At 65.7% G+C, this 21,899-nt stretch carries 17 protein-coding genes; 12 read left to right on the top strand and 5 right to left on the bottom strand.

Annotated elements, in window-relative coordinates; translation table 11 throughout:
• The 7 genes from nuoL (at position 1) to C8J47_RS08015 (ending at position 8,591) form a co-directional block, all read left to right on the top strand.
• Entirely contained in the window at positions 1–2,106 is a 2,106-nt protein-coding gene (nuoL, locus tag C8J47_RS08045; RefSeq protein ID WP_121885193.1) for an NADH-quinone oxidoreductase subunit L, read from the top strand.
• The gene (locus C8J47_RS08040) at positions 2,106–3,638 is read left to right on the top strand and encodes an NADH-quinone oxidoreductase subunit M (RefSeq protein WP_121885192.1); all 1,533 of its coding nucleotides are present in this window, start codon (positions 2,106–2,108) and stop codon (positions 3,636–3,638) included. The genes nuoL and C8J47_RS08040 overlap by 1 nt, the downstream gene beginning before the upstream one ends.
• Positions 3,638–5,083 carry an NADH-quinone oxidoreductase subunit NuoN gene (nuoN, locus tag C8J47_RS08035; protein WP_056058328.1) on the top strand — a complete coding sequence of 482 codons (1,446 nt, stop codon included), beginning with the start codon at positions 3,638–3,640 and terminating at the stop codon, positions 5,081–5,083. Before C8J47_RS08040 ends, nuoN begins: the two co-directional genes overlap by 1 nt.
• Before the next feature lie 2 nt (positions 5,084–5,085).
• Entirely contained in the window at positions 5,086–5,817 is a 732-nt protein-coding gene (locus C8J47_RS08030; protein WP_121885414.1) for a biotin--[acetyl-CoA-carboxylase] ligase, read from the top strand.
• Between the two features lie 10 nt (positions 5,818–5,827).
• Positions 5,828–6,604, top strand: a complete 777-nt coding sequence (locus C8J47_RS08025; protein ID WP_121885191.1) for a type III pantothenate kinase — start codon at positions 5,828–5,830, stop codon at positions 6,602–6,604.
• 63 nt (positions 6,605–6,667) lie between these two features.
• Positions 6,668–8,305 carry a ribonuclease J gene (locus C8J47_RS08020; RefSeq protein WP_056048555.1) on the top strand — a complete coding sequence of 546 codons (1,638 nt, stop codon included), beginning with the start codon at positions 6,668–6,670 and terminating at the stop codon, positions 8,303–8,305.
• A 4-nt stretch (positions 8,306–8,309) separates the two neighbouring features.
• Entirely contained in the window at positions 8,310–8,591 is a 282-nt protein-coding gene (locus C8J47_RS08015; protein WP_121885190.1) for a DUF1467 family protein, read from the top strand.
• Between the two features lie 145 nt (positions 8,592–8,736).
• Here C8J47_RS08015 and C8J47_RS08010 read toward each other — a convergent pair whose 3' ends face one another.
• Both C8J47_RS08010 and C8J47_RS08005 read right to left on the bottom strand, forming a co-directional pair.
• Positions 8,737–9,516, bottom strand: a complete 780-nt coding sequence (locus C8J47_RS08010) for an SDR family oxidoreductase (RefSeq protein ID WP_121885189.1) — start codon at positions 9,514–9,516, stop codon at positions 8,737–8,739.
• 101 nt (positions 9,517–9,617) lie between these two features.
• Positions 9,618–11,906 carry a hypothetical protein gene (locus C8J47_RS08005; RefSeq protein WP_259467436.1) on the bottom strand — a complete coding sequence of 763 codons (2,289 nt, stop codon included), beginning with the start codon at positions 11,904–11,906 and terminating at the stop codon, positions 9,618–9,620.
• 103 nt (positions 11,907–12,009) lie between these two features.
• On the opposite strand from C8J47_RS08005, the gene C8J47_RS08000 reads away from it, so the two are divergent.
• The 4 genes from C8J47_RS08000 (at position 12,010) to C8J47_RS07985 (ending at position 16,100) form a co-directional block, all read left to right on the top strand.
• Complete coding sequence (locus C8J47_RS08000) at positions 12,010–12,303, top strand: Hpt domain-containing protein (protein ID WP_121885188.1); 294 nt, start codon at positions 12,010–12,012, stop codon at positions 12,301–12,303.
• Positions 12,304–12,409: 106 nt separating this feature from the next.
• On the top strand, positions 12,410–13,591 hold the full coding sequence (locus tag C8J47_RS07995) for a hypothetical protein (protein WP_121885187.1): 1,182 nt from the start codon (positions 12,410–12,412) through the stop codon (positions 13,589–13,591).
• Positions 13,592–13,626: 35 nt separating this feature from the next.
• Positions 13,627–14,727, top strand: coding sequence for a DUF2336 domain-containing protein (locus C8J47_RS07990; protein ID WP_121885186.1), 1,101 nt, complete (start codon positions 13,627–13,629; stop codon positions 14,725–14,727).
• Positions 14,724–16,100 (top strand): sensor histidine kinase KdpD, encoded by a 1,377-nt coding sequence (locus C8J47_RS07985; protein ID WP_121885185.1) that lies wholly within the window; start codon positions 14,724–14,726, stop codon positions 16,098–16,100. The genes C8J47_RS07990 and C8J47_RS07985 overlap by 4 nt, the downstream gene beginning before the upstream one ends.
• On the opposite strand, the gene C8J47_RS07980 is transcribed toward C8J47_RS07985, so the two are convergent.
• The 3 genes from C8J47_RS07980 to gltX are packed head-to-tail and all read right to left on the bottom strand — an operon-like array spanning position 16,074 to position 19,016.
• A complete protein-coding gene (locus tag C8J47_RS07980; protein WP_060524735.1) occupies positions 16,074–16,277 on the bottom strand; it encodes a hypothetical protein in 204 nt (67 codons plus the stop codon). The genes C8J47_RS07985 and C8J47_RS07980 overlap by 27 nt on opposite strands.
• Complete coding sequence (locus C8J47_RS07975; protein WP_056048581.1) at positions 16,277–17,560, bottom strand: citrate synthase; 1,284 nt, start codon at positions 17,558–17,560, stop codon at positions 16,277–16,279. Before C8J47_RS07975 ends, C8J47_RS07980 begins: the two co-directional genes overlap by 1 nt.
• 25 nt (positions 17,561–17,585) lie before the next feature.
• Positions 17,586–19,016 carry a glutamate--tRNA ligase gene (gltX, locus tag C8J47_RS07970; protein WP_183129050.1) on the bottom strand — a complete coding sequence of 477 codons (1,431 nt, stop codon included), beginning with the start codon at positions 19,014–19,016 and terminating at the stop codon, positions 17,586–17,588.
• A 90-nt stretch (positions 19,017–19,106) separates the two neighbouring features.
• Here gltX and C8J47_RS07965 point away from each other — a divergent pair, with 90 nt between their 5' ends.
• On the top strand, positions 19,107–21,290 hold the full coding sequence (locus tag C8J47_RS07965) for a ComEC/Rec2 family competence protein (protein WP_183129060.1): 2,184 nt from the start codon (positions 19,107–19,109) through the stop codon (positions 21,288–21,290).
• The last annotated feature ends 609 nt before the right edge of the window (positions 21,291–21,899 follow it).

The raw sequence follows: 21,899 nt of genomic DNA, 5'->3' as shown, positions 1-21,899 counted from the left end.
TTGATCCAGCTTATCGTCTTCCTGCCGTTACTGGCCGCGATCGTTGTCGGGTTCGGCAATCGCGCGATCGGCAACGTTCCGGCGAAACTCGTCACCACGGCTGCGCTGTTCGCGTCGTGCCTGTTGTCCTGGCCGATCTTCATCGGCTTCCTCTCGGGCACCAGCACGGCGACCGTCGCGCCGCTGCTCGACTTCATCCACTCGGGCGACATGAACGTCGCGTGGTCACTGCGCGTCGATGCTCTGACCGCGGTGATGCTCGTCGTCGTCACGTCGGTCTCGGCGCTCGTCCACCTGTATAGCTGGGGTTATATGGACGAGGATCCCGACCAGCCGCGCTTCTTCGCGTATCTGTCGCTGTTCACCTTCGCGATGCTGATGCTCGTGACCGCGAACAACCTCGTCCAGATGTTCTTCGGCTGGGAAGGCGTGGGTCTCGCATCCTACCTCCTGATCGGGTTCTGGTTCCGCAAGCCGTCGGCAAGTGCAGCCGCGATCAAGGCGTTCGTCGTCAACCGCGTCGGCGATCTTGGCTTCATGCTCGGTATCTTCGGCACGTTCCTGGTGTTCGGCACCGTCTCAATCCCCGAAATCCTCGCGGCGGCTCCCGGCATGGCGGGCTCGACGCTCGGCTTCCTCGGCTACCGCTTCGACACGATGACGGTGCTCTGCCTGTTGCTATTCGTCGGCGCGATGGGAAAATCGGCGCAGCTCGGCCTGCACACCTGGTTGCCGGACGCGATGGAAGGCCCGACCCCGGTGTCGGCGCTGATCCACGCGGCGACGATGGTCACCGCCGGCGTCTTCATGGTGTGCCGCCTGTCGCCGATGTTCGAGATGAGCCCGGTCGCGCTGACCGTGGTCACCTCGGTCGGTGCCGCGACCTGTTTGTTCGCGGCGACCTGCGGCCTCGTGCAGACCGACATCAAGCGCGTGATCGCGTATTCGACCTGTTCGCAGCTCGGCTACATGTTCTTCGCGGCGGGTGTCGGCGCGTACGGTGCGGCGATGTTCCACCTCTTCACGCACGCGTTCTTCAAGGCGTTGCTGTTCCTCGGCGCCGGCTCGGTCATCCATGCGATGCACCACGAGCAGGACATGCGCTATTATGGCGGCTTGCGTAAGAAGATCCCGGTGACCTTCTGGGCGATGATGGCGGGTACGCTCGCGATCACCGGCGTCGGCATCCCCGGCATCTTCGGCAACACCGCGATCGGCTTTGCAGGCTTCCACTCGAAGGATGCGATCATCGAGGCGAGCTGGGCTGCGGGTCAGCCGGGCGTATGGTTCGTCGGTGTGCTCGTCGCGTTGCTGACCAGCTTCTATTCGTGGCGCGTGATGTTCCTGACCTTCTGGGGCAAGCCGCGCTGGGCCGCATCGGAGCATATCCAGCATGCGCTCCACGACGCACATGGTCATGACGACCACGCGCATGACGCGCATCATGCGGACGATCACCACGGCAACCCGGCGCAGGCCGAGGACGCAGGGCACGCGCCGCACGGCCATCACGAGGCGGCTCATGCGCCGGCCGAAGGCGATGGCGGGTATCACCCGCACGAGAGCCCGTTGCCGATGCTGATCCCGCTGATCGTCCTGTCGGTCGGTGCGGTGCTTGCCGGCTTCGTGTTCCACGGCTTCTTCATCGAGCCGACCGCAGGCGAAGAGTTCTGGAAGGGCGCACTCGCGTTCCGCGAACATCTAATGCACGAGATGCACGGCGTGCCGTTGCTGATCAAACTGTCGGCAACGATCGCGATGCTGCTTGGCCTGCTGACCGCCTGGTACGCCTATATCAAGGCACCGACGTTCCCGGCCAAGGTCGTCGAACAGTTCGGCGTGCTCTACGACTTCCTGCTGCATAAGTGGTATTTCGACGAGCTGTACGACCTGATCTTCGTCCGCCCGGCGTTCGCGATTGGCCGCTTCCTGTGGCACCGCGGTGACGAGAAGACGATCAACCGGTTCGGGCCCGACGGCGCGACCTGGGTCGTCCAGATCGGCAGCCGTGTCGCCAACCGCTTCCAGACGGGATACCTCTACACCTATGCCTTCGTCATGCTGATCGGGCTGACCGCAGCCGTAACCTGGGCGATCGGACTGTAATGACCGGCTTTCCTATCCTCTCCGTCCTGATCGCGGTCCCGATGATCGCGGCCGTCGCGTGCCTGTTCGTTTCGGCGAACACGGCGCGGATGCTGGCGCTGGCGGCGACGCTGATCGACTTCGTTCTCGGCATCATGCTGTGGATGAATTATGACATCGGCGGCGCGCAGTGGCAGTTCATCGAGCATGCCCCGGGCATCTTCGGTCCGTTCGGCTGGTCGCTTGGCATCGATGGCTTTGCGCTGATGCTGATCATGCTCAGCGTCTTCCTGATGCCGATCTGCATCGGCGCCAGCTGGCGCTCGATCACGACCCGCGTGCCGGAATACATGGCGGCGTTCCTGTTCACCGAAGTGCTGATGATCGGCACGTTCGCGGCGCAGGACCTGTTCCTGTTCTACGTGTTCTTCGAAGCCGGCCTGATCCCGATGTACCTGATCATCGGCATATGGGGCGGTGCGAACCGGATCTACGCGTCGTACAAGTTCTTCCTGTACACGCTGCTCGGCTCGGTCCTGATGTTCATCGCGATGTTGTACATGGCGAAGACCGCGGGCACGACCAGCATCCCGGCGCTGATGAACTACGACTTCCCGGCCCACGTTCAGACGTGGCTGTGGCTGGCGTTCTTCGCATCGTTCGCGGTCAAGATGCCGATGTGGCCGGTCCACACCTGGTTGCCCGACGCGCACGTTCAGGCGCCGACCGCAGGCTCGGTGATCCTGGCGGGCGTGTTGCTGAAGCTCGGCGGATACGGCTTCCTGCGCTTCCTGCTGCCGATGTTCCCCGAAGCCTCGGGGCAGCTGACCTGGCTGATCTTCGGCCTGTCGGCGGTCGCGGTGATCTACACGTCGCTCGTCGCGCTCGTGCAGTCGGACATGAAGAAGCTGATCGCCTATTCGTCGGTCGCGCACATGGCGATCGTCACGATCGGTCTGTTCGCGTTCAATCGGCAGGGCATCGAAGGCGCGATGATCATGATGCTGAGCCACGGCCTGGTATCGGGTGCGTTGTTCCTGTGCGTCGGCGTGATCTACGACCAGCTCCATACCCGGGAGATCTCGCGCTATGGTGGTCTCGCGATCAACATGCCGAAGTATGCGATCTTCTTCCTGTTCTTCACGATGGCCTCGATCGGCTTGCCGGGCACCAGTGGCTTCGTCGCCGAGTTCCTGTCGCTGATGGGCACGTATCAGGTCTCGACCTGGACCGCGCTGCTCTGCACTACAAGCATCATCCTGGGTGCGGCGTACATGCTGTTCTTGTATCGCCGCGTCGTGTTCGGCGAGATCAAGTCGGACGACGTCCGCGCGATGGTCGACCTGTCGGGCCGCGAAATGTGGCTGCTCGCACCGATCGCCGCCGTCGTGCTGTGGATGGGCGTATACCCCGAGAGCTTCCTGGCACCGATGCGCAAGGACGTGGGCGTGCTTCTCGCCCGGGTCGACCGCGCCAAGCCAGCCAGTGATTCAAACCCAACCGCGGGGAAGCCCGCCACCGTCCATAGTGCCGCGCACGGGGAGGCACACTGATGGATTATGCCGCTAACATCGCCATGACGCTGCCCGAACTGGTGCTGGCGTTGGGTGCGATCGCCCTGATGCTCGTCTCGGCCTGGGGCGGGGACAAGTCCACGCGGGCCGTTTCGATCGCCGCCGTGTTCGTCCTGGTCGGGGCAGGGATCGCACTGGTCGGTCCGGCCTCGTCGGGCGGCTATGCGTTCGACGGCCTGTACCGCGCAGACGCGTTCGGTGCGTTCGCCAAGGTGCTGATCTACATCGCCTCGGCGGTCGCGATCGTCATGGCGCCGAGCTTCTTCGCGCGTAGCCACGGCGACGATCTGCGTCCGGAATATCCGGTGCTGATCCTGCTGTCGGCCTGCGGCATGGGGATCATGGTCTCGGCCACCGACATGCTGACACTGTATGTCGGTCTCGAGCTCCAGAGCCTTGCTGCCTATGTCCTCGCCAGCTTCATGCGGCGCGACGGGCGTTCGGCGGAAGCCGGCCTGAAGTATTTCGTGCTCGGCGCGCTTGCCAGCGGCATCCTGCTGTACGGCATCTCGCTGGTCTACGGGTTTAGCGGCACGACGTTGTTCTCGGGTATCTCGGAAGCCTATGCCGGCACCAAGTCGCTAGGCCTGCTGTTCGGTCTGGTGTTCGTGTTCGCCGGGCTCGCGTTCAAGATCAGCGCCGTGCCGTTCCACATGTGGACGCCCGACGTGTACGAGGGCGCCCCGACACCGGTCACCGCGTTCTTCGCGTCAGCCCCCAAGGTCGCGGCGCTGGCGCTCAGCGTCCGCGTGGCGGTCGATGCGATGGGCCCGGCGACCGATCAGTGGCGCCAGATCGTGATCTTCGCTGCACTCGCCTCGATCATCCTCGGTGCGGTCGCGGCGATCGGCCAGACCAACATCAAGCGCCTGCTCGCCTATTCGTCGATCAACAATGTCGGCTTCGCGCTGATCGGTCTTGCGGCCGGGACGCCGGAAGGCGTGTCTGGCGTGCTGATGTACCTGACGATCTACGTCGCGATGACGCTGGGTTCGTTCCTGGTGGTGCTGCAGATGCGTGGTGACGACGGGCAGCCGGTCGAGACGATCGACAGCCTCGCCGGCATGTCGCGGACTCGGCCTGCGCTGGCCGCGGCGCTCGCGATCTTCATGTTCAGCCTCGCCGGCATCCCGCCGCTGTTCGGTTTCTACGCGAAGTTCGCGGTGTTCAGCGCAGCGGTCGACGCCGGGCTGTTCCCGCTCGCAGTCGTCGGCATCGCCGCCTCGGTGATCGGTGCGTATTATTATCTGCGCGTCGTCAAGACGATGTACTTCGACGATCCGGCACCGGCGTTCGCGCCGATGGAGAGCAAGGTCGAGGGTGGCCTGATCGCCATCGCCGCGGTGTTCGTGTCGCCAGCCGGCTATCTCCTCATCCCCGTGCTCGGCGCGTGGACGATGGCGGCCGCACGGGCGTTGTTCTGAGCATCATCCGCACCGTCGCGGAGACAGGATCGACCAACGCCGACCTGCTGGAGCTTGCACGCGGCGGTGCCGAGGACGGTCTCTGGTTGCGCGCGATCCGGCAAACGGCGGGGCGGGGGCGGCTCGGGCGCGAATGGTCATCGCCCGAGGGTAACCTCTACGCGAGCGCGTTGGTCCGGCTGCGACCGACGGATCCGCCCGCGGCCAGCCTCGCGCTGGTCGCTGCGGTCGCCTTGCAGGAAACCGTCTCGACGTTCCTCGTCTCCGGGATCTGCCAGGGCACGACCGACGCGAGCGAGACGCTGGTCCTGAAATGGCCCAACGACCTGCTGCTCGCGGATGCCAAGCTGTCGGGCATCCTGCTCGAACGTGCGGATGACGCGGTGATCGTCGGCTACGGCGTCAACATCGCGCATCATCCAGACTTGCCGGATCGTCTGACGACCGATCTCGCCGCGCACGGTGTGGTGGTCGAACCGGCAATGTTCCTCGACATCCTCGCCGACAGTTTCGCGCGTTGGATCGGGCGCTGGCGTACCGAGGGCATCGCGCCCGTGCGTGAGCGCTGGGTCGATTGTGCGCACCCTGCCGGGACCGCGCTGACCGCTCGCCTCCCCGATGGCAGCGGCATCGACGGCCTGTTCGTCGGGCTCGACACCGACGGCGCGCTGATCCTCCGCTTGGCGTCTGGCGAGCGGCGTGTCATTCACGCTGCCGACGTCTTCCTGCTTTGAGGCCCCGCTGATGCTGCTCGCGATCGATGCCGGCAATACCAATGTCGTGTTCGCGCTGGTGGATGCCGGCAACATCGTCGCACGCTGGCGGATTGCGACCGATCCGCGGCGGACGGCCGACGAATACGCGGTGTGGCTGAGCCAGCTGATGCAGCTCGGCGGGCATGATCGCACCGCGGTCGAGGGCGTGATCGTTGCCACCGTCGTTCCGCGCGCGCTGCACAACCTCCAGGTGCTCGCGTCGAAATACTTCAACACCGAAGCGCTGATCGCGGGCCATGCGCCGATCGAGTGGGGCATCGCGATCGACGTCGACGAGCCTGCCTCGCTCGGCGCCGACCGTGCGGTCAACACGATCGCCGCGCATGCGCTGCATCCCGGCGACTTGATCGTGATCGATTTCGGCACCGCGACCACGTTCGACGTCGTCGACTATAGCGGCGCGTACAAGGGCGGGATCATCGCGCCGGGGATCAACCTTTCGCTCGACGCACTAGTGACCGCCGCGGCGAAGCTGCCGCGGATCGCGATCGAGGCACCGACGGATACCAGCGTGATCGGGCTCAATACCGTCTCGCAGATGCACATCGGCATCTATTGGGGCTATGTCGCGATGATCGAGGGGCTGGTCGCGCGGATGAAGCGCGAGATCGGCCGTCCCGTGAAGGTCGTCGCCACCGGCGGCCTCGCCACATTATTCGAGAAACAGACCAACGTGTTCGACGTCATCGAAGCCGACCTGACGATCCAGGGGCTGGCGATGATGTGGGATCGTCACCATATCTAGGGCCATTGGGCTCGCGCCGACCGGCCTGCGGGCCATATTCCTGTATAATCCTGAAAGTAATCAATGACTCCGAAGAACGAACTCCTTTTCTGTGGCCTTGGCGGCTCCGGCGAAATCGGCATGAACGTCAACCTGTACGGCTGCCAGGGCAAGTGGGTGATGGTCGATCTCGGCATCACCTTCGCCGATCCGCAATATCCCGGGGTCGACGTGATCCTGCCCGACCTGTCCTTCATCGAGGACCGGATCGACGACCTGCTAGGCATCGTCATCACGCACGGCCATGAGGATCATATCGGCTCGCTGCCGTACCTCGCCGAAGACCTCGGCGTGCCGATCTACGCGACGCCGTTCACGATGGGCCTGATCCGCGGCAAGCTCGAGGAAGAGGGCATCGCCAACCGCGTGAAGCTCAAGATGATCCCGATGGGCGGCAATTTCCAGCTCGGGCCGTTCGGCTTCACCTTCGTCGAGATGTCGCATTCGATTCCCGAGGCGAACGCGCTATTGATCGACACGCCTTATGGCCGTGTGTTCCACACCGGCGACTGGAAGCTCGACAAGAACCCGGTGATCGGCAACCCGACCACGCCCGAGGGCTTCATGGCGATCGGCGACAAGGGCGTCGACGTGCTGGTCTGCGATTCGACCAACATCTTCAACACCACCGCGTCGGGTAGCGAGAGCACCGTCCGCAAGGGGCTGTTCGAGGAGGTCAGCAAGGCCAAGGGCCGCGTGATGATCACCAGCTTCGCGTCGAACGCCGCGCGTCTGCACACGTTCGGCGAAGTCGCGAAGGAAACCGGGCGCAAGCTTTGCGTGACCGGGCGTTCGCTCGACCGGATCATCAAGGTGGCGCGTGCGACGGGCTATCTGAAGGATTTCCCCGACACGATCAGCCCCGACGAAGCGATGCGCCTGCCCAAGAACAAGGTGTTGATTATCGCCACCGGTGGCCAGGGTGAAGAGCGCGCGGCACTGGCGCGTGTCGCCAATGGCCAGCACACGATCACGCTCGACGCCGACGACACGGTGATCTTCTCGTCGAAGCAGATCCCGGGCAACGAGGTCCAGATCGGTCGTATCCAGAACACGCTGGCGGCCAAGGGCATCCGGATGATCACCGAGCGCCAGGCGCATGTCCATGTCTCGGGCCATCCGGGTCAGCCGGAACTCGCGCAGATGTACGACTGGCTGCGGCCCGAGGTACTCGTGCCGACGCATGGCGAGATGCGCCACATGATGGAGCATGCGCGCTTTGGGCTCGAGCAGGGCATTCCGCGCGCGATCGTGCAGAGCAACGGCGACATCATCCGTCTGGCGCCCAAGGGCCCGGCGAAGATCGGCAACGCAACGGTCGGGCGCCTGGTGCTCGACGGCGACGTGATCCTGCCGGCGGACGGCGCGACGCTGAGCGAGCGGCGCAAGCTGGCGATCAACGGCCAGATTTCGGTCGGTGTCGCGCTCGGCAAAGACGGCCGGATGGTCGGCCAGCCGCAGGTCCGCGTGCAGGGCGTGCCGGTCGAGGAAGACCGGGCGGCGTTCATCGCCGATGCGGTGCAGGCGGCTGCGGACACGGTACGCGGTGGCAAGCGCGAGAGCGAGAAGATGCGCGAGCAGATCCGTCTCGCAGTGCGCAAGGTCGCCAAGCGCTGGACCGGCAAGCAGCCGATCGTCGATGTCCTGCTGATCGAGGGCTGATCGGGTGCGCTGGACCTCGGCACTCGCGATCTACGTCCTGTTCTGGTCGTTCTCGGTGTTTCTGGTCCTGCCATTCGGCGTGAAGACGACGCGTGAGGTCGGGGGCGAACACGTCCCCGGCCAGGCCGAAAGCGCGCCGCACGAGTTTCGGTCGGGGCGGACGGCGTGGCGGGTGACTGTGGTCGCGACGTTGCTGTTCGTGCTGTTCCAGCTGAATTATTCTTACGGGTGGATCACGCCGCAGACGGTCGACCTGTTCGACCGCGGCAACATGGTTACGCGCTGAGTGGCGGCTCCACGATCCTCCCCCGCAAGGGGGAGGTGGCTGGCTCTTGCCAGACGGAGGGGGAGGTAAGCGCAAACATCTGTTGCGTGTTCCTCCCCCTCCGTCGCTTCGCGCCACCTCCCCCTTGCGGGGGGGGGGGGGATCGTTACCCCGGCGACGCGGCTGAACCCGCCAACAACCCGCCATCGATATTGATCTCGGTCCCCGTAATATACGTCGCCTCGTCCGACGCGAGCATCACCGCGACCGCGGCCACTTCCTCCGGCATCCCGAACCGCTTCAACGGCGTATCGGCCACCAGCGCCTCCATCCGCGCCTCCCGGTCCGGCTCATCCCCCAGCATCGGCTCCCACATTGGCGTCAGGATCGCCGCGGGATGCACCGAGTTGGAGCGAATCTTCCACCCCTGTTGCGCGCAATATAGCGCCACCGTCTTGCTGTGATTGCGGATCGCCGCCTTCGACGACGCATAGGCCGCGGCGAGGGGAATGCCGACCAGTCCCGACCGCGACGAGATGTTGATAATCGAGCCCGTGCCCGCCGTTTTCATCGCACCGATCGCATAGCGGCAGCCTAGGAACGTGCCGTCTAGATTAACTGCATGAACGGCGCGCCAGTCCGACAAGCTCACATGTTCCGGATCGTGCGCGACCATGCCGTGCTCGAAACCCGTCACGCCGGCATTGTTCACAAGCACGTCGACCACCGGAACGACCGCCGCCAGGCGCTGCCAATCCGCCTCTTCGCGGACGTCGAGCCTTTCGAACCGGCAGCCTATCGCCGTCGCAGTCTCGACGCCGGCGGTTTCGTCGATGTCGGTGAGGATGACGATGGCGCCTTCGTCATGGAAGCGCTCGGCGATCGCGCGGCCGATGCCACGTGCTGCGCCGGTGACGACGCAGATTTTGGTGTTCAGTCTGGGCATGTAAGCCTCGAAATATGAGTCCGGTCGGCGGGTTGCTCCGCTGGCGAGGGCCGCGTTAGCGGTGACGCTGGATCATTTCGAAAGCTCCTGTGAGGTCCGGTTCAGCGCAGGCGTTCGATTGCCTGTGCCAGTGCCACGTACAGCTTGCCCATGTCCGACGACAGCAGCGTCACGCCGAGCGGCGAACCGTCGCGTTGCGTCAGGATCGTGCGGAGCATCGCTTCGAAGTCGTGGATGTAGCGATTGACCATCTTGCGGAAAGTCTCGTCCTCGTCGTAGAGGCCGGCGATCTCGCGGACTTCGCTGGCGTCGAGGATGCGCACGGCGCGACGTGTGAAGACGCCGCGGTCGCCCTTGAGATACGCGCCCCAGGCACTGTCGGAGATTTCGGGGGCGATCGCCTTGGTGATGTCGATGGAGGCTGAGTTGAGCGATTCGATCAGCAGCGAGACGCGGCGTGCGAACGTGTCCTGGTCGGCGTCCTCGCGCTCGGTTCGCGCTTCCTGGATCCGCGTTTCGACGATCGCGGTCTGGTCGACGATCGCCTGGACTTCGCGCGCGAGGCGTTCGGTCGCGCCGGTGGCGGCGTCGACCGCGGCGCCGGTGGCATCGGTAAGCGCCTTGACCTGGCGTTCCACCGTGTCGTTGGTCGCGCGGCGCATCGCGTCGGCGCTGGCGGCTTCGAGTGCGGCTGCGGCTTCGGGTATGACCTTCGACAGCGTCTCGCGTGCCTTGTCGGCGGCGACGGCGGCCGTCTCGCGCACGCGGTGAAGCGCCTCGATCAACTGCGGCGCGGCGTCTTCCGCGAAATGCTGCGTCCGGCCGATCGCCTCGTCGACCATCTGGCCCAAGGCATCGGCCTTCGCGCGGCCGGTGTTGAGCGTGTTGAGCAGGTCGGTCGAGAGCGTGTCGAGCACCAGGCGCTGCTCGCCGATCACGCCGGCAATCGCCTCGATCGCGTCGTGCGTGCTCTCCGCCGCGGTGACCAGCGCGAGCAGGTCGGGACGCGCGGAGACGACGATGCTCTTGCTGGCCAAGACCTGCGAATCGAGGCGGCCGAGGGCGGCCGGCATCGTCTCGTCGATCTCGCGTGCGGCGGCGTCGAGCGCGACGAGCAGCGTCTCGGTCGTGGCGATCGTCCGGTGCGCCATGTCGTCGCCGGTCCGGAGCGCCTCGGTCATCGCGTCGGCGGAACCGCCCAGCGCGCTGATCGATGCGGCGAGACCCTGCGTCCGCTCGGTACCGTGGCGGTGCAACAGTTCGATCCGCGCCTCGACGTCGCCGAGCCCGGCATGAAGGTCGTCGACGATCCGGTCGCCGGCACTGCGTTGCAGGTCGAGGCGGATCGCGACGCGTTCGATCGCGTCCTCGACCGCGGCGATGCGATGCGCGAGCGCTTCGGCGCTATCGCGCGCGGCGCTGTCGAGCGCGGATTGGTTGGCTCCGACCATCGCCAGCATCGCGTCGCCTTGCGCGGCGATCCCCCGCCTCGATAGATCGACGGCATCGGCGGTGCGGTTGAGTAGCGCGTCGACTGCGGCGGACATCCCGTCGGTGACCGATTCGAGATGGGCGCCCGCGGTCTGGCTGGTTGCCTCCATCCGGACGATATGCGCGGCGAGACGTTGCGCGGCACCGCTCGCCATTGTGTCGGCCTCGCGGCCGCGTTCCGCGAGCGCGACGATCTGCGCATCGAGGGCCGCTGCGTGTTCGCTCGCCGACAGACCGGTACGTTCGAGCCGCTTGGCGACGTCGTCGATATCCGCCTGCGCGCGGGGGAGGGTAGCGATCAGCACGCCGAGGCTGGTCTGCGCGCCGGCGGTCGATGTGGCGAGGTTGCGGGCGTGCGCGGCGGCCTGGTCGATCTCCGACGCCATGCCGCGACCGATGGCGGCAAGCTGCTCGGTCGCGCCATTGCCCATCAGCAGGAACGTATCGACTTGCTCGGCGAGCTGCGCGCGGTTGGCCTCGATCGTATTCGACAGGGCGGCGACGGTGCGCTCCAAGCTTGCCGCCTCGTCGCGCATCGCCTGAGCGGTGACGCCGAACCGATACGCTTCGGCGCGGCTGGTGCGCATCGCGAGGAGCCAGACGATCCCGACAAGCGCCGGAACAACGCAGAGTGCAGCAACGAACTGGACGAGCGCGAGGGGTTCGATCGTCGCCAGCGCATCCCGTGCGAACCAGACCATGCCGAACAGCCACGCCAAGACGCCGAAGATCGCAATCCCCGCAAACACCCGACCAAGGCCGCGTGCGGGATCATCCACCTCGAACGCTTCGAATGTTTCCTGATACGCGCTCTGGGGCATAGGGTCCGATACCGGTTCCATCACGATATCCGCGCGAATGGGATGGGCATTGCCTGCCGCCGCACGAAACCCGATCATTGGCGAACCCCCGTTCATGAGCTGTCGAAGTATCACGAAACGTGGCCGGACAAAACGTCTTGTGCAATCTTCCCTTAAGCATCCGTCCGGTAAGCAGGGCGACATGGCGTATGACCCCGGAGCAATCGATACCACGCTGGCGGCCGCGGTGGGTGACGAACCCATCCTGATCGCCGAGTTGCGAATCGCGTTCATCGAAAGCGCCGAACGGGCACTGACGGCGATGACGCTGGCGACCGACGTCGACGACTGGCGCGCCGCAGCGTGGCGGTTGAAGGGATTGGCCGCGAGCTTTGGCGCAATCCGGTTGATGACGATCGCGACGACGGTCGCGGACGGCGATCCACGCGATGCCGAAGGTCTGAAGAAACTCCGCCGGGCCGTCGCCAGTCTTTGATCCCACACCGGTCGATCCGTGCTTTCAAGCGGATTGAGCCGTATCGACGGACGTTCCACCCGAACCCGGGCTTTGCAGGACGCCATCGACCGCCTAACAGCCGACGATGCTTGCCGGCCTATTATTTGCAATTCACGACGCGGACGATCGCCCCGATCGTCTGGCGGCCACGCTGCCGTTCAGCGGCGTCACCCTTATCGAGTATCAGGCGCGGTTGCTGATCGCCGCGGGCGTGGCGCAGGTGATCGTCGTCGTCGCGCGGATGACGCCCGAACTACTCGGGGCGATCAATCGGATCGGACGGCGCGGCGTCAGCGTCGATACGGTGCGATCTGCGGCCGAGGCGGTCGAAAAGCTTCATCCACTGGCGCGTGTGCTGATGCTCGGCGACGGACTTGTCACGACCGATGCGATCGTCAAGGCGATGGCCGCCGAAGAGGGCGATTGCCTGCTCGTCGTGCCGGAGGCCGATGCCGGGCCGGGGTTTGAGCGGGTCGGCGGCCAGATGGCATGGGCGGGCGTCGCGCGGCTCAGTGCGAGCCGGATCGCCGAAGTCGCCGGACTGCCGCAGGATTACGACCTGCAATCGTCGTTGTTGCGGTTCGCGGTCCAGTCGCGGGCGACGCAGGTGCTGTTGCCGACCGATGCGGTGCGCGGCGGGCACGGCATAGAACGTCAGGCACGCACGCTGGAAGAGCGCGGACGCGCGGTGCTGATGACGATCGTGTCAGGGCGGCGCGGCTGGTTCGATCGGTTCGTGCTGGCGCCGATCGCGCGACTTGCCCTGCCATTGCTGGTCGATCGTGGCGCGGCGGGCGCAAGCGTCGGCGGGGCGGGGCTGGCGCTGGGCGTCGCTGGCCTGGTGACGATCGGGTTCGGTCTTGCCTCGACGGGTCTGGTGATCGCGCTGGTCGCCTGCGTCGCGCTCGCGCTCGGCTCGGTCCTGAGCGATCTTCGCGACGAGGCTCCACTGGCCCGGTGGCAGACGCTGGCGATCGGCGGCATCGCTGCGGCGTCGACCCTGGTCTTCGCGTTCATCGTCGCGGGACGTGCCGGCGAGAATACGGCGCTCGCGATCGGCACTGCGCTGATCGCGATCGGCAGCCTTGCCGAGCGCGCTATCCTCGAACGGGATCGCCGGCTCTGGTGGGGGAGCCCGGCGGCCTATCTGCTGATCGTGGGCGCGTTCGCGCTGCTCGGGTTTCCGGTATTTGGGCTTGGTTTTGCTGCAGTATATGCGACTGCGACCCTGGCGGATGCGATCGAACGACTTCGTCGCGATCCTTAGGCCGACATTAACGACAGGGGACTACCTACCGGATCATGTCTGTCGGCCAAGATCCTGTCCAAGACGCGATGCCGTCACCTGATGCGCCCGTCGCCCGTGCGGAAAGCGCGCGTCTACGTGCCGAAACGCGGCTGGCGGGAACGATCGCCGACTTCTTCCTCGATGCGGACGCTCGGCTCGACGATCGCACCCGGCTGATGCTTGCCCGGGTCCTGGGCGGAATCGTCGAAGCGATCGAAGCCGACATCCGTCGCCACGCGGCGCGGCTGTTGGCCGGGCAAGGGCTGCTGAAGGTTGGCGAGGCGGTCCTGCGGCCGAAAGGCGCGGGCGTCGTCGCCCGGTTGACCCGCGCCGGTCTGTTACGCGACGAAGATCTAATGGAAGAGCTGATCGCGCGGGTCCGCCATGACCTGATCGCCGCCTCGCTCCCCGTCGACATCGCCGATCCCGACGAGGCGAGCCTGGTGGTACGGCTGGCAGGCGTACCCGATCGCGTCGTCGCGTCCGCCGCGTCGGCCTTGCTGGCGGCGGAAAGTCGACGGCGCGTATCGAACGAACAGGGTCTGGCCAGTGGCAGCGAATTGCCCGCCGAACTCCATCATCGGCTCGTGTGGTGGGTTGCCGCGACGATCCGCGACGAGCAGCGCGTGACGACGCGTGAGGGCGACCGGGCGATTACCGACGCCGCCGAGCGCAGCCTGGCCGCGCACGACGAAGGCGAGCGGGCGGATGCGGTCGCGATGCGGTTGGCGGGCGCGATGGATGCGCGACCGAACGAGCTGGCCGCCGTGCTGGTCGAATCGATCGGCGATCGTCGGCTGTCGTTGTTCGTCGCGGTACTCGCGCATGCGCTCGGCATCGCGTTCGACCAGGCGAGGGCGATCACGCTCGAGCCCGATGGCGATCGACTGTGGCTGGCGTTGCGGGCGATCGACATGGATCGACCGACGATCGCCAGGATCGGCCTCGCCTTGTCCGAAGCGGACCCGCGGCGGGATATCGAGGCGTTCGCCGACGCGCTCGACGAAATCGCTTCGATCGACGTGACGGAGGCCCAGGCCGCGGTAGCGCCGTTGGCGCTGAACCGCGATTTTCGCCTGGCCTTGCGGGCACTTGCGCGTACGGACCGTCGATGACGATGTTCGATCCCACCATCGAGAACCCGATCGCGCACGCCATCGTTGCCGCCGATGGCACGCTGGTGTTTGCGGATCCGGCCTTGGTCGCGCTGAACCAGCGCGCTGGCGGCATGCGTGGTGCGCCGCTGGCAGTTCCGCAACTCGCGACGATCGCGCGTCTGGCGCGACGGCTCGGGATCGTCGTCTCACGCAGTGTGGTCGTCGCCGACGACGAGGCTGATGTCGACCTCTGGGTGCGCGCGCAGCCCGACGGCGAGAATGTCCGGCTGACGGTCAGCGGCTGGCGCGAGATCGCAGCGTGGCGCCCGACGCGGCCTTCGCCCGAGGTGCAGGGCTTCCTTGACAGCGATAGCGACTGGCGATGGGAAACCGATGCCGCGTTGCGACTGACGTTCGTCACGCTGGATGCCGGGCCCAAGCACGGCTTCGATCCATTCGCGTTGCTTGGGCAGCCGCTGACGGCGATGTTCGCGCTCGACTCCGGATCGGACGGCGGCTTGCCGATCCTCGATTCGCTCGCCCGGCGGCGTCCGATGACGGCACAGCCGGCGCGGCTGCGGAGTTCGGGGCGGGCGGTTATGCTGACGGCCAACGTGCGATACGATGTGTCGGGCGATTTTGCGGGCTTCGTCGGCGCGGCCCGCGTGATCGTCGAGGATACGCCAGCGCCTGCCGAGCCCTCCGTCCTGTCGGCCACTTTCACGACCGGGCTCGACAAGGCGTTGCGCGTGCCGCTGGCGCGGATCGTGGCGAATGCGGACAGCATTAATGCGCAGTCCGACGGCCCGGTGCAGGGCGACTATGCCGACTATGCCGCCGACATCGCGACCGCCGGGCGGCACCTTCTGTCGCTGGTCGACGATCTGGTCGATCTCCAGGCGGTCGAGCGCCCCGATTTCATGATCGCGCCCGAACCGATCGACCTGGCGGACGTCGCGCGTCGTGCAGCGGGGCTGTTGACCGTGCGCGCGGCCAATCTCGGTGTATCGATCGTGCGGCCTGCGACCGACGTACGCGTGCCGGCAATCGGCGACTTCCGCCGCGTGCTGCAGATACTGGTCAATCTCGTCGGAAACGCGCTGCGGTATTCGCCGCGCGGATCGGACGTGTCGGTGACGGTCACACGCGACGCGACGCATGCGGTGCTGACCGTAGCGGATCAGGGCAAGGGCGTCGCGCCCGAGGATCAGGTCCGGATTTTCGAGAAGTTCGAGCGGGTCGACACGTCGGAGGCCGGCGGCAACGGGCTCGGCCTGTATATCGCACGGCGTCTCGCGCGGGCGATGCAGGGGGATCTCACGGTAGAAAGCGCGTCCGGTGAAGGCGCGCGGTTCGTCTTGACGTTACCGACGGATCCGGCGCGCCACTAGGATCAGCGCGAGGCCGAACGCGGCGAGGAACGCGCCGCGATCCGCCCAAGGCCGCTGGTCGAGCATGAAGCTCGACTGCGGCCAGTGGACGTAACCGAGCCCCTGACCGATCCAGAGCAGACCCATCAGCGCGCTGAGCACGCCGACGATCATCAGGATCGGCCGGAGCGCTTTCATCAGCGTGACGCCATCGGGACGTAGTCACGTGCGGTCGGACCGCTGTAGAGCTGGCGCGGACGGCCGATCTTCTGGTCGGGATCGGTGATCATCTCGTTCCATTGCGCGACCCAGCCGACGGTACGGGCGAGCGCGAACAGGACGGTGAACATCGACGTCGGGAAACCGATCGCCGACAGGATCACGCCCGAGTAGAAATCGACGTTCGGGAACAGCTTCTTCTCGATGAAGTACGGATCGCTGAGCGCCAGACGCTCAAGCTCGATCGCGACGTCGAACACGGGGTCGGTGACGCCCAGCTCGCCAAGCACTTCCTTGACGGTCGTCTGCATGACGGCCGCGCGCGGATCGTAGTTCTTGTAGACGCGGTGACCGAAGCCCATCAGGCGGAACGGATCGTTCTTGTCCTTGGCGCGAGCGATGTACTCGGGGATGCGGTCGACGGTGCCGATCTCATGCAGCATGTTGAGCGCGGCTTCGTTCGCGCCGCCATGCGCGGGGCCCCACAGGCAGGCGATGCCGGCCGCGATGCACGCGAACGGGTTGGCGCCCGACGAACCGGCGAGACGGACGGTCGAGGTCGACGCGTTCTGCTCGTGATCGGCGTGGAGGATGAAGATGCGGTCCATCGCCTTTTCGACGATCGGGTTCACGACGTACTTCTCGGCGGGGACGCCGAACGTCATCTTCAGGAAATTGCCGGTGTAGCTCAGCGTGTTGTCTGGATAGACGAACGGCTGGCCGACGCTGTACTTGTACGCCATCGCGGCGATCGTCGGCATCTTGGCGATCAGGCGATGCGACGCGATGACGCGCTGGGCCGGATCGTGGATGTCGGTCGAGTCGTGATAGAAGGCCGACAGCGCGCCGACGACGCCGCACAGGATCGCCATCGGATGCGCGTCGCGGCGGAAGCCACGGAAGAACTGCGCGAGCTGCTCGTGCACCATCGTGTGGCGCGTGATCGTGTTGGAGAAGTTCGCCAGCTCGTCTTCGCTCGGCAGTTCGCCGTTGAGCAGGAGGTAGGCGACTTCCATGAAGTTCGACTGCTCGGCCAGCTCGCCGATCGTGTAGCCGCGGTGCAGCAGCGTGCCCGCGTCACCATCGATATAGGTCAGCTTCGACTGGCACGACGCCGTCGAAGTGAAGCCCGGATCATAGGTGAAATTGTCCGTCTGCGCGTACAGCTTGCGGATATCGATGACATCGGGTCCGACCGTACCGGACATCACCGGATACTCGAAATCCTTGCCGTCGACCTTGAGGGTTGCGGTCTCGCTCATGCTTGTATCCTTCCTCGAAATCTTATCAGCTAGCCATCCGGTCGGCGATCCGTCCCAGGCTCTCGTCGCGCCCGAGCAGGTCGAGCACATCGAAGATACCCGGCGACGTCTTGCGTCCCGTCAGCGCGGCGCGAAGCGGCTGTGCGACCTGGCCGAGCTTGACGCCCCGCGCTTCGGCCACGCGCCGTACCGCGCCTTCGAGCGCCTCCGTATCCCACGTGGCGAGCGCGTCAAGTTCGGCATGAACATTGACCAAAATCGCACTCGCTTCACCCTGTAAAAGGCTCGCCGCGGCGTCATCCATCGCCAGAGGACGCTGGCTGAACAGGAAATTCGAGCCTTCGGCCAGTTCGTTCAGGTTTGCGGCACGCGGCTTCAGGACGGGCATCGCGCGAGTCAGAAGATCGAGTCCGCCGGTCGGCAGGTCGTGGCCGAGGCGATCGGCGGCGAGGCGCGCAAGGCGCGCGTCGTCGGCTTCGCGGATGTAATGGCCATTGAGGTTCTCGAGCTTCTTCAGGTCGAAGCGCGAGGGCGACTTGCCGACGCCCGACAGATCGAACCATTCGACCGCCTGTTCGCGGCTGATGATCTCGTCGTCGCCGTGACCCCAGCCGAGCCGGAGCAGGTAGTTGTCGAACGCCTCGGGAAGGATCCCCATCTCGTCGCGGTACGCTTCGATGCCGACCGCGCCGTGACGCTTCGACAGCTTGGCGCCGTCGGGGCCGTGGATCAGCGGGATGTGCGCATAGATCGGCTCGGGCCAGCCCATCGCACGGTAGATCGGCAACTGGCGGAACGCGTTGTTGAGGTGATCGTCGCCGCGGATGACGTGCGTGACGCCCATATCGTGATCGTCGACGACGACCGCGAGCATGTAGGTCGGCGTGCCGTCCGAACGGAGCAGGACGAGGTCGTCGATCTCTTCGTTCTTGACCGTGACGGCGCCCTGGACGCGATCTTCGATCGTGACGGCGCCTTCCTGCGGCGCGCGCAGGCGGACGACGTGGGGGAGGTTCGGCGCTTCGCTCTCGGGACGATCGCGCCAAGGGCTGCGGATGCGGAGTGGCTTCTTCGCGGCCTGTGCCTCGGCGCGCATCGCGGCGATCTCGTCGTTGGTCATGTAGCAGCGATACGCATGGCCCTTCGCGACCATTTCGTGTGCAACCTGCGCATGACGCTCAGCACCTGCGAACTGCATGACGACGTCGCCGTCCCAGTCGAGCCCGAGCCAGCGCATCCCGTCGATGATCGCGTCGATCGCCGGCTCGGTCGAGCGGACCCGGTCGGTATCCTCGATCCGCAACAGGAATTTACCTCCGTTTGCTTTTGCGAACAGCCAGTTGAACAGCGCGGTGCGCGCGCCGCCAAGATGCAGGAACCCCGTCGGCGACGGAGCGAAACGGGTAACCACGGGTGCGGCCGGATTGGCGGTACCCGTATCAGATATTGCGCCCAACCGCGGGTGCTCCCAGACTGATGAAACGATGGATAAACGATGGCCATGACAGCCGCCGCCGCCCCTAGCATGCGTCCTTGGTGGCGACAAATGGGCGTGCCGCGATGGGGGGCTGCCGCCGGGCTTGCCGTGGAGCGCTGGCTGGAGGCGGAGCGCGACCAACTGGTATTGTGGCTGCCGGTGGTGCTGGGTGGCGGGATCGCGTTGTGGTTCGCGTTGCCGGACCCGGCGGCGTGGTGCGTGGCAATGCTGCTGTTGGTGGCTGGCGGGCTGGTGTGTCTGGCGGTGGGGGAGGGCGGACGCGCGGCGCGGTCGCTGGCGATCGGGTTGCTGACGGCGGCGCTGGGGCTGGGGCTTATCTGGGCGCGATCGGAGTCGGTGGCGCGACCCGTGCTGGGCGGACCGACGATCGCTAGCTTCTCCGCGACGGTGGAGGCGATCGAGCCGCTGGTGGCACGGAAGCTGGTCCGGCTGACGCTGCTGCCGATCGCGAAGGGCGTTGAGACCGACGGGCAACCGGTTGCCCTGCCATACCGCGTCCGCGTTAATCTTGCTGAAACGGATGCGCCGAAGTTGCTCGGGACTGGCGCGATCATCCGCCTAAGGGCGCGTCTGATGCCACCGCCTTTGCCCGCAGTGCCTGGCGCCTATGACTTTGCGCGAGTCGCGTGGTTCGGCGGGATCGGCGCGACTGGAAGAGGTTTCGCGCCCGTAGTCGTGACGACGCCGAGTGAGTCGGGAGCCGGCATCCGCGTCGCGCTCTCTCACCACATCGTATCACGTCTGGACGGCAGCGCGGGGGGGATCGCTGCAGCCCTCGCGACCGGCGATGTCGGTGCCATTAGCGAAGAAGATTCGGAGGCGATGCGCCGCGCTGGGCTCGCGCATCTGCTGTCGGTGAGCGGATTGCATATTACGGCTGCGGTAGCCGCGACTATGCTGATCGTGTTGCGTCTGCTGGCGCTAAGTCCTTGGCTGGCATTGCATGCGCGCCTGCCTCTGATCGCTGCGCTAGCGGGAGCGGCGGCGGCTATCGGCTACACGTTGCTGACCGGAAGCCAGGTTCCAACGATTCGGTCGTGCGTCGCTGCGTTGCTCGTGCTGGCGGCGCTGGCGATGGGGCGCGAGGCGATGACCTTGCGGCTCGTCGCGGCGGGGGCGGCGTGCGTAATGCTCGTCCTGCCCGAATCGGCGGCGGGGCCGAGCTTCCAACTCTCGTTCGCGGCGATAACCGCGATCATGGCGCTGCACGAGCATCCTTCGGTTCGCGCGTTTTTCGGGCCGCACGAGGAAAGCCAACCGCGCCGCCTCGCCCGTGGGGTAGTATCGCTGTTGCTCACCGGCCTGCTTGTCGAGTTCGCGCTGATGCCGATCGCGGTCTATCATTTCCACAAGGCCGGGCTCTACGGCGCGTTCGCGAACATCATCGCGATTCCTCTCACGACCTTCGTGGTGATGCCGCTGGAGGCTTTGGCGTTGTTGCTCGATGCCGGCGGGATCGGGGCGCCGATCTGGTGGCTGGTCCAGCGCTCGCTCGACGCTCTGCTATGGCTTGCACATTTTGTTGCCAGCGCACCAGGTTCGGTGCGGTCCTTGCCCGCGATGCCGACGGCGGCGTTCGCGTCGATGATCGTTGGTGGCATCTGGATAGCCTTGTGGCGGACGCGGTGGCGGCGGCTTGGGCTGATACCTTTGGCGATTGGCGCGGTCTGGGCGATGACGACGCCGGCGCCAGATGTTCTCGTGACCGGCGACGGGCGCCATGTCGCGGTGCGAACGGCGGCGGGGCTCGCAATGCTGCGCGATAGGGCTGGCGACTATACGCGCGACATGCTGGCGGAGAACGGCGGGGTGGACGGCGAGCCGCTGCTGCTGGCGGACCAACCCGACGCGCGGTGCAGTCGCGATCTGTGCGTCACCGATATCGCCGCACGGGGACGAATGTGGCGAGTCCTCGCGACGCGCAGCGCCTATATGGTTCCTATCGCTGAACTGATCGCCGCCTGTCGGGGCGCCGACGTCGTCGTCAGCGAACGTGGTCTGCCGAAGCGGTGCGTACCGCGGTGGCTGAAACTGGATCGCCGCGTTTTACGGAGGACGGGCGGTGTCGCGCTGACTTTTGGGGCGGGGACGGTCGTGACGATACTGAACGCGGGCGACCGCCACCCTTGGCGCGACCCGCCAATCCTCGAACGCACTCCATATTCTTTCAAGCCGCAGCGGGGCGGGTTTCGGGGCTCAGCATCGGCGTTTCGAGCACATGGGAGACGCTGACACGTAAAATTGATCACGCAAAGGCGCTAAGGTGGTGCGTTTCGGGAGACCGCGGCCGTTTCAATAAACGAGAGCGTCATGTCGGCTTCCTCTGTGCCCGGAAAGGACGGTGCGCTGGTCCAGACGCAACAGCTTTGCGCCTTTGCGCCTTTGTGCCTTTGCGTGAACACAATTATCCGTAGCCGTAGGCAATTGTAGTGAAATGAATGTTTACGCGGAGCCGCCGAGCCGCGGAGAAGTCTTGCAGGGTAGAGTAAATTTGGCGGGCGGTTGCCTAGGGTTCATTCCGAAGGCGTTTGGAACAGCGGCGTTCTTCTCTGAGCGGAGCACCTCTGCGTCTCTGCGCGAACCAATCTTCTGCTGCGCCGAGGGGCGTCGACGAGATGTTCGCGCAGAGGCGCAGAGGCGCAGAGATTATCTCTTTTTTGTCCAAGGCCCCGTTTTGTAATGGAATGCGGGATCGTCTTCCGAACGCCATGCCGCATCGGGAATAGACGTTCATGCGCTTCACAGAATTTTGTTAAGACTGCACCAAAACACTTGCGTCAGCTTCGATGCTCTTGAGCAAAATGCCAGCTCTGCCGAACAGTTCCGGCGCCCGTTTTCCGA

The organism is Sphingomonas sp. PP-F2F-G114-C0414 (assembly GCF_003688595.1).
In the GTDB taxonomy this organism is placed as follows: Bacteria; Pseudomonadota; Alphaproteobacteria; order Sphingomonadales; family Sphingomonadaceae; genus Sphingomonas.
The sequence above is the reverse complement of the archived record's forward strand: the minus strand, read 5'-3'. Positions and strand labels throughout refer to the sequence as shown.

Coding starts and splice junctions, on each gene's coding strand:
- C8J47_RS08040 (WP_121885192.1), top strand. CDS start 2,106: ATGACCGGCTTTCCTATCCTCTCCGTCCTGATCGCGGTCCCGATGATC.
- nuoN (WP_056058328.1), top strand. CDS start 3,638: ATGGATTATGCCGCTAACATCGCCATGACGCTGCCCGAACTGGTGCTG.
- C8J47_RS08025 (WP_121885191.1), top strand. CDS start 5,828: ATGCTGCTCGCGATCGATGCCGGCAATACCAATGTCGTGTTCGCGCTG.
- C8J47_RS08020 (WP_056048555.1), top strand. CDS start 6,668: ATGACTCCGAAGAACGAACTCCTTTTCTGTGGCCTTGGCGGCTCCGGC.
- C8J47_RS08010 (WP_121885189.1), bottom strand. CDS start 9,516: ATGCCCAGACTGAACACCAAAATCTGCGTCGTCACCGGCGCAGCACGT.
- C8J47_RS08005 (WP_259467436.1), bottom strand. CDS start 11,906: ATGATCGGGTTTCGTGCGGCGGCAGGCAATGCCCATCCCATTCGCGCG.
- C8J47_RS08000 (WP_121885188.1), top strand. CDS start 12,010: ATGGCGTATGACCCCGGAGCAATCGATACCACGCTGGCGGCCGCGGTG.
- C8J47_RS07995 (WP_121885187.1), top strand. CDS start 12,410: ATGCTTGCCGGCCTATTATTTGCAATTCACGACGCGGACGATCGCCCC.
- C8J47_RS07990 (WP_121885186.1), top strand. CDS start 13,627: ATGTCTGTCGGCCAAGATCCTGTCCAAGACGCGATGCCGTCACCTGAT.
- C8J47_RS07985 (WP_121885185.1), top strand. CDS start 14,724: ATGACGATGTTCGATCCCACCATCGAGAACCCGATCGCGCACGCCATC.
- C8J47_RS07980 (WP_060524735.1), bottom strand. CDS start 16,277: ATGAAAGCGCTCCGGCCGATCCTGATGATCGTCGGCGTGCTCAGCGCG.
- C8J47_RS07975 (WP_056048581.1), bottom strand. CDS start 17,560: ATGAGCGAGACCGCAACCCTCAAGGTCGACGGCAAGGATTTCGAGTAT.
- C8J47_RS07965 (WP_183129060.1), top strand. CDS start 19,107: ATGGGCGTGCCGCGATGGGGGGCTGCCGCCGGGCTTGCCGTGGAGCGC.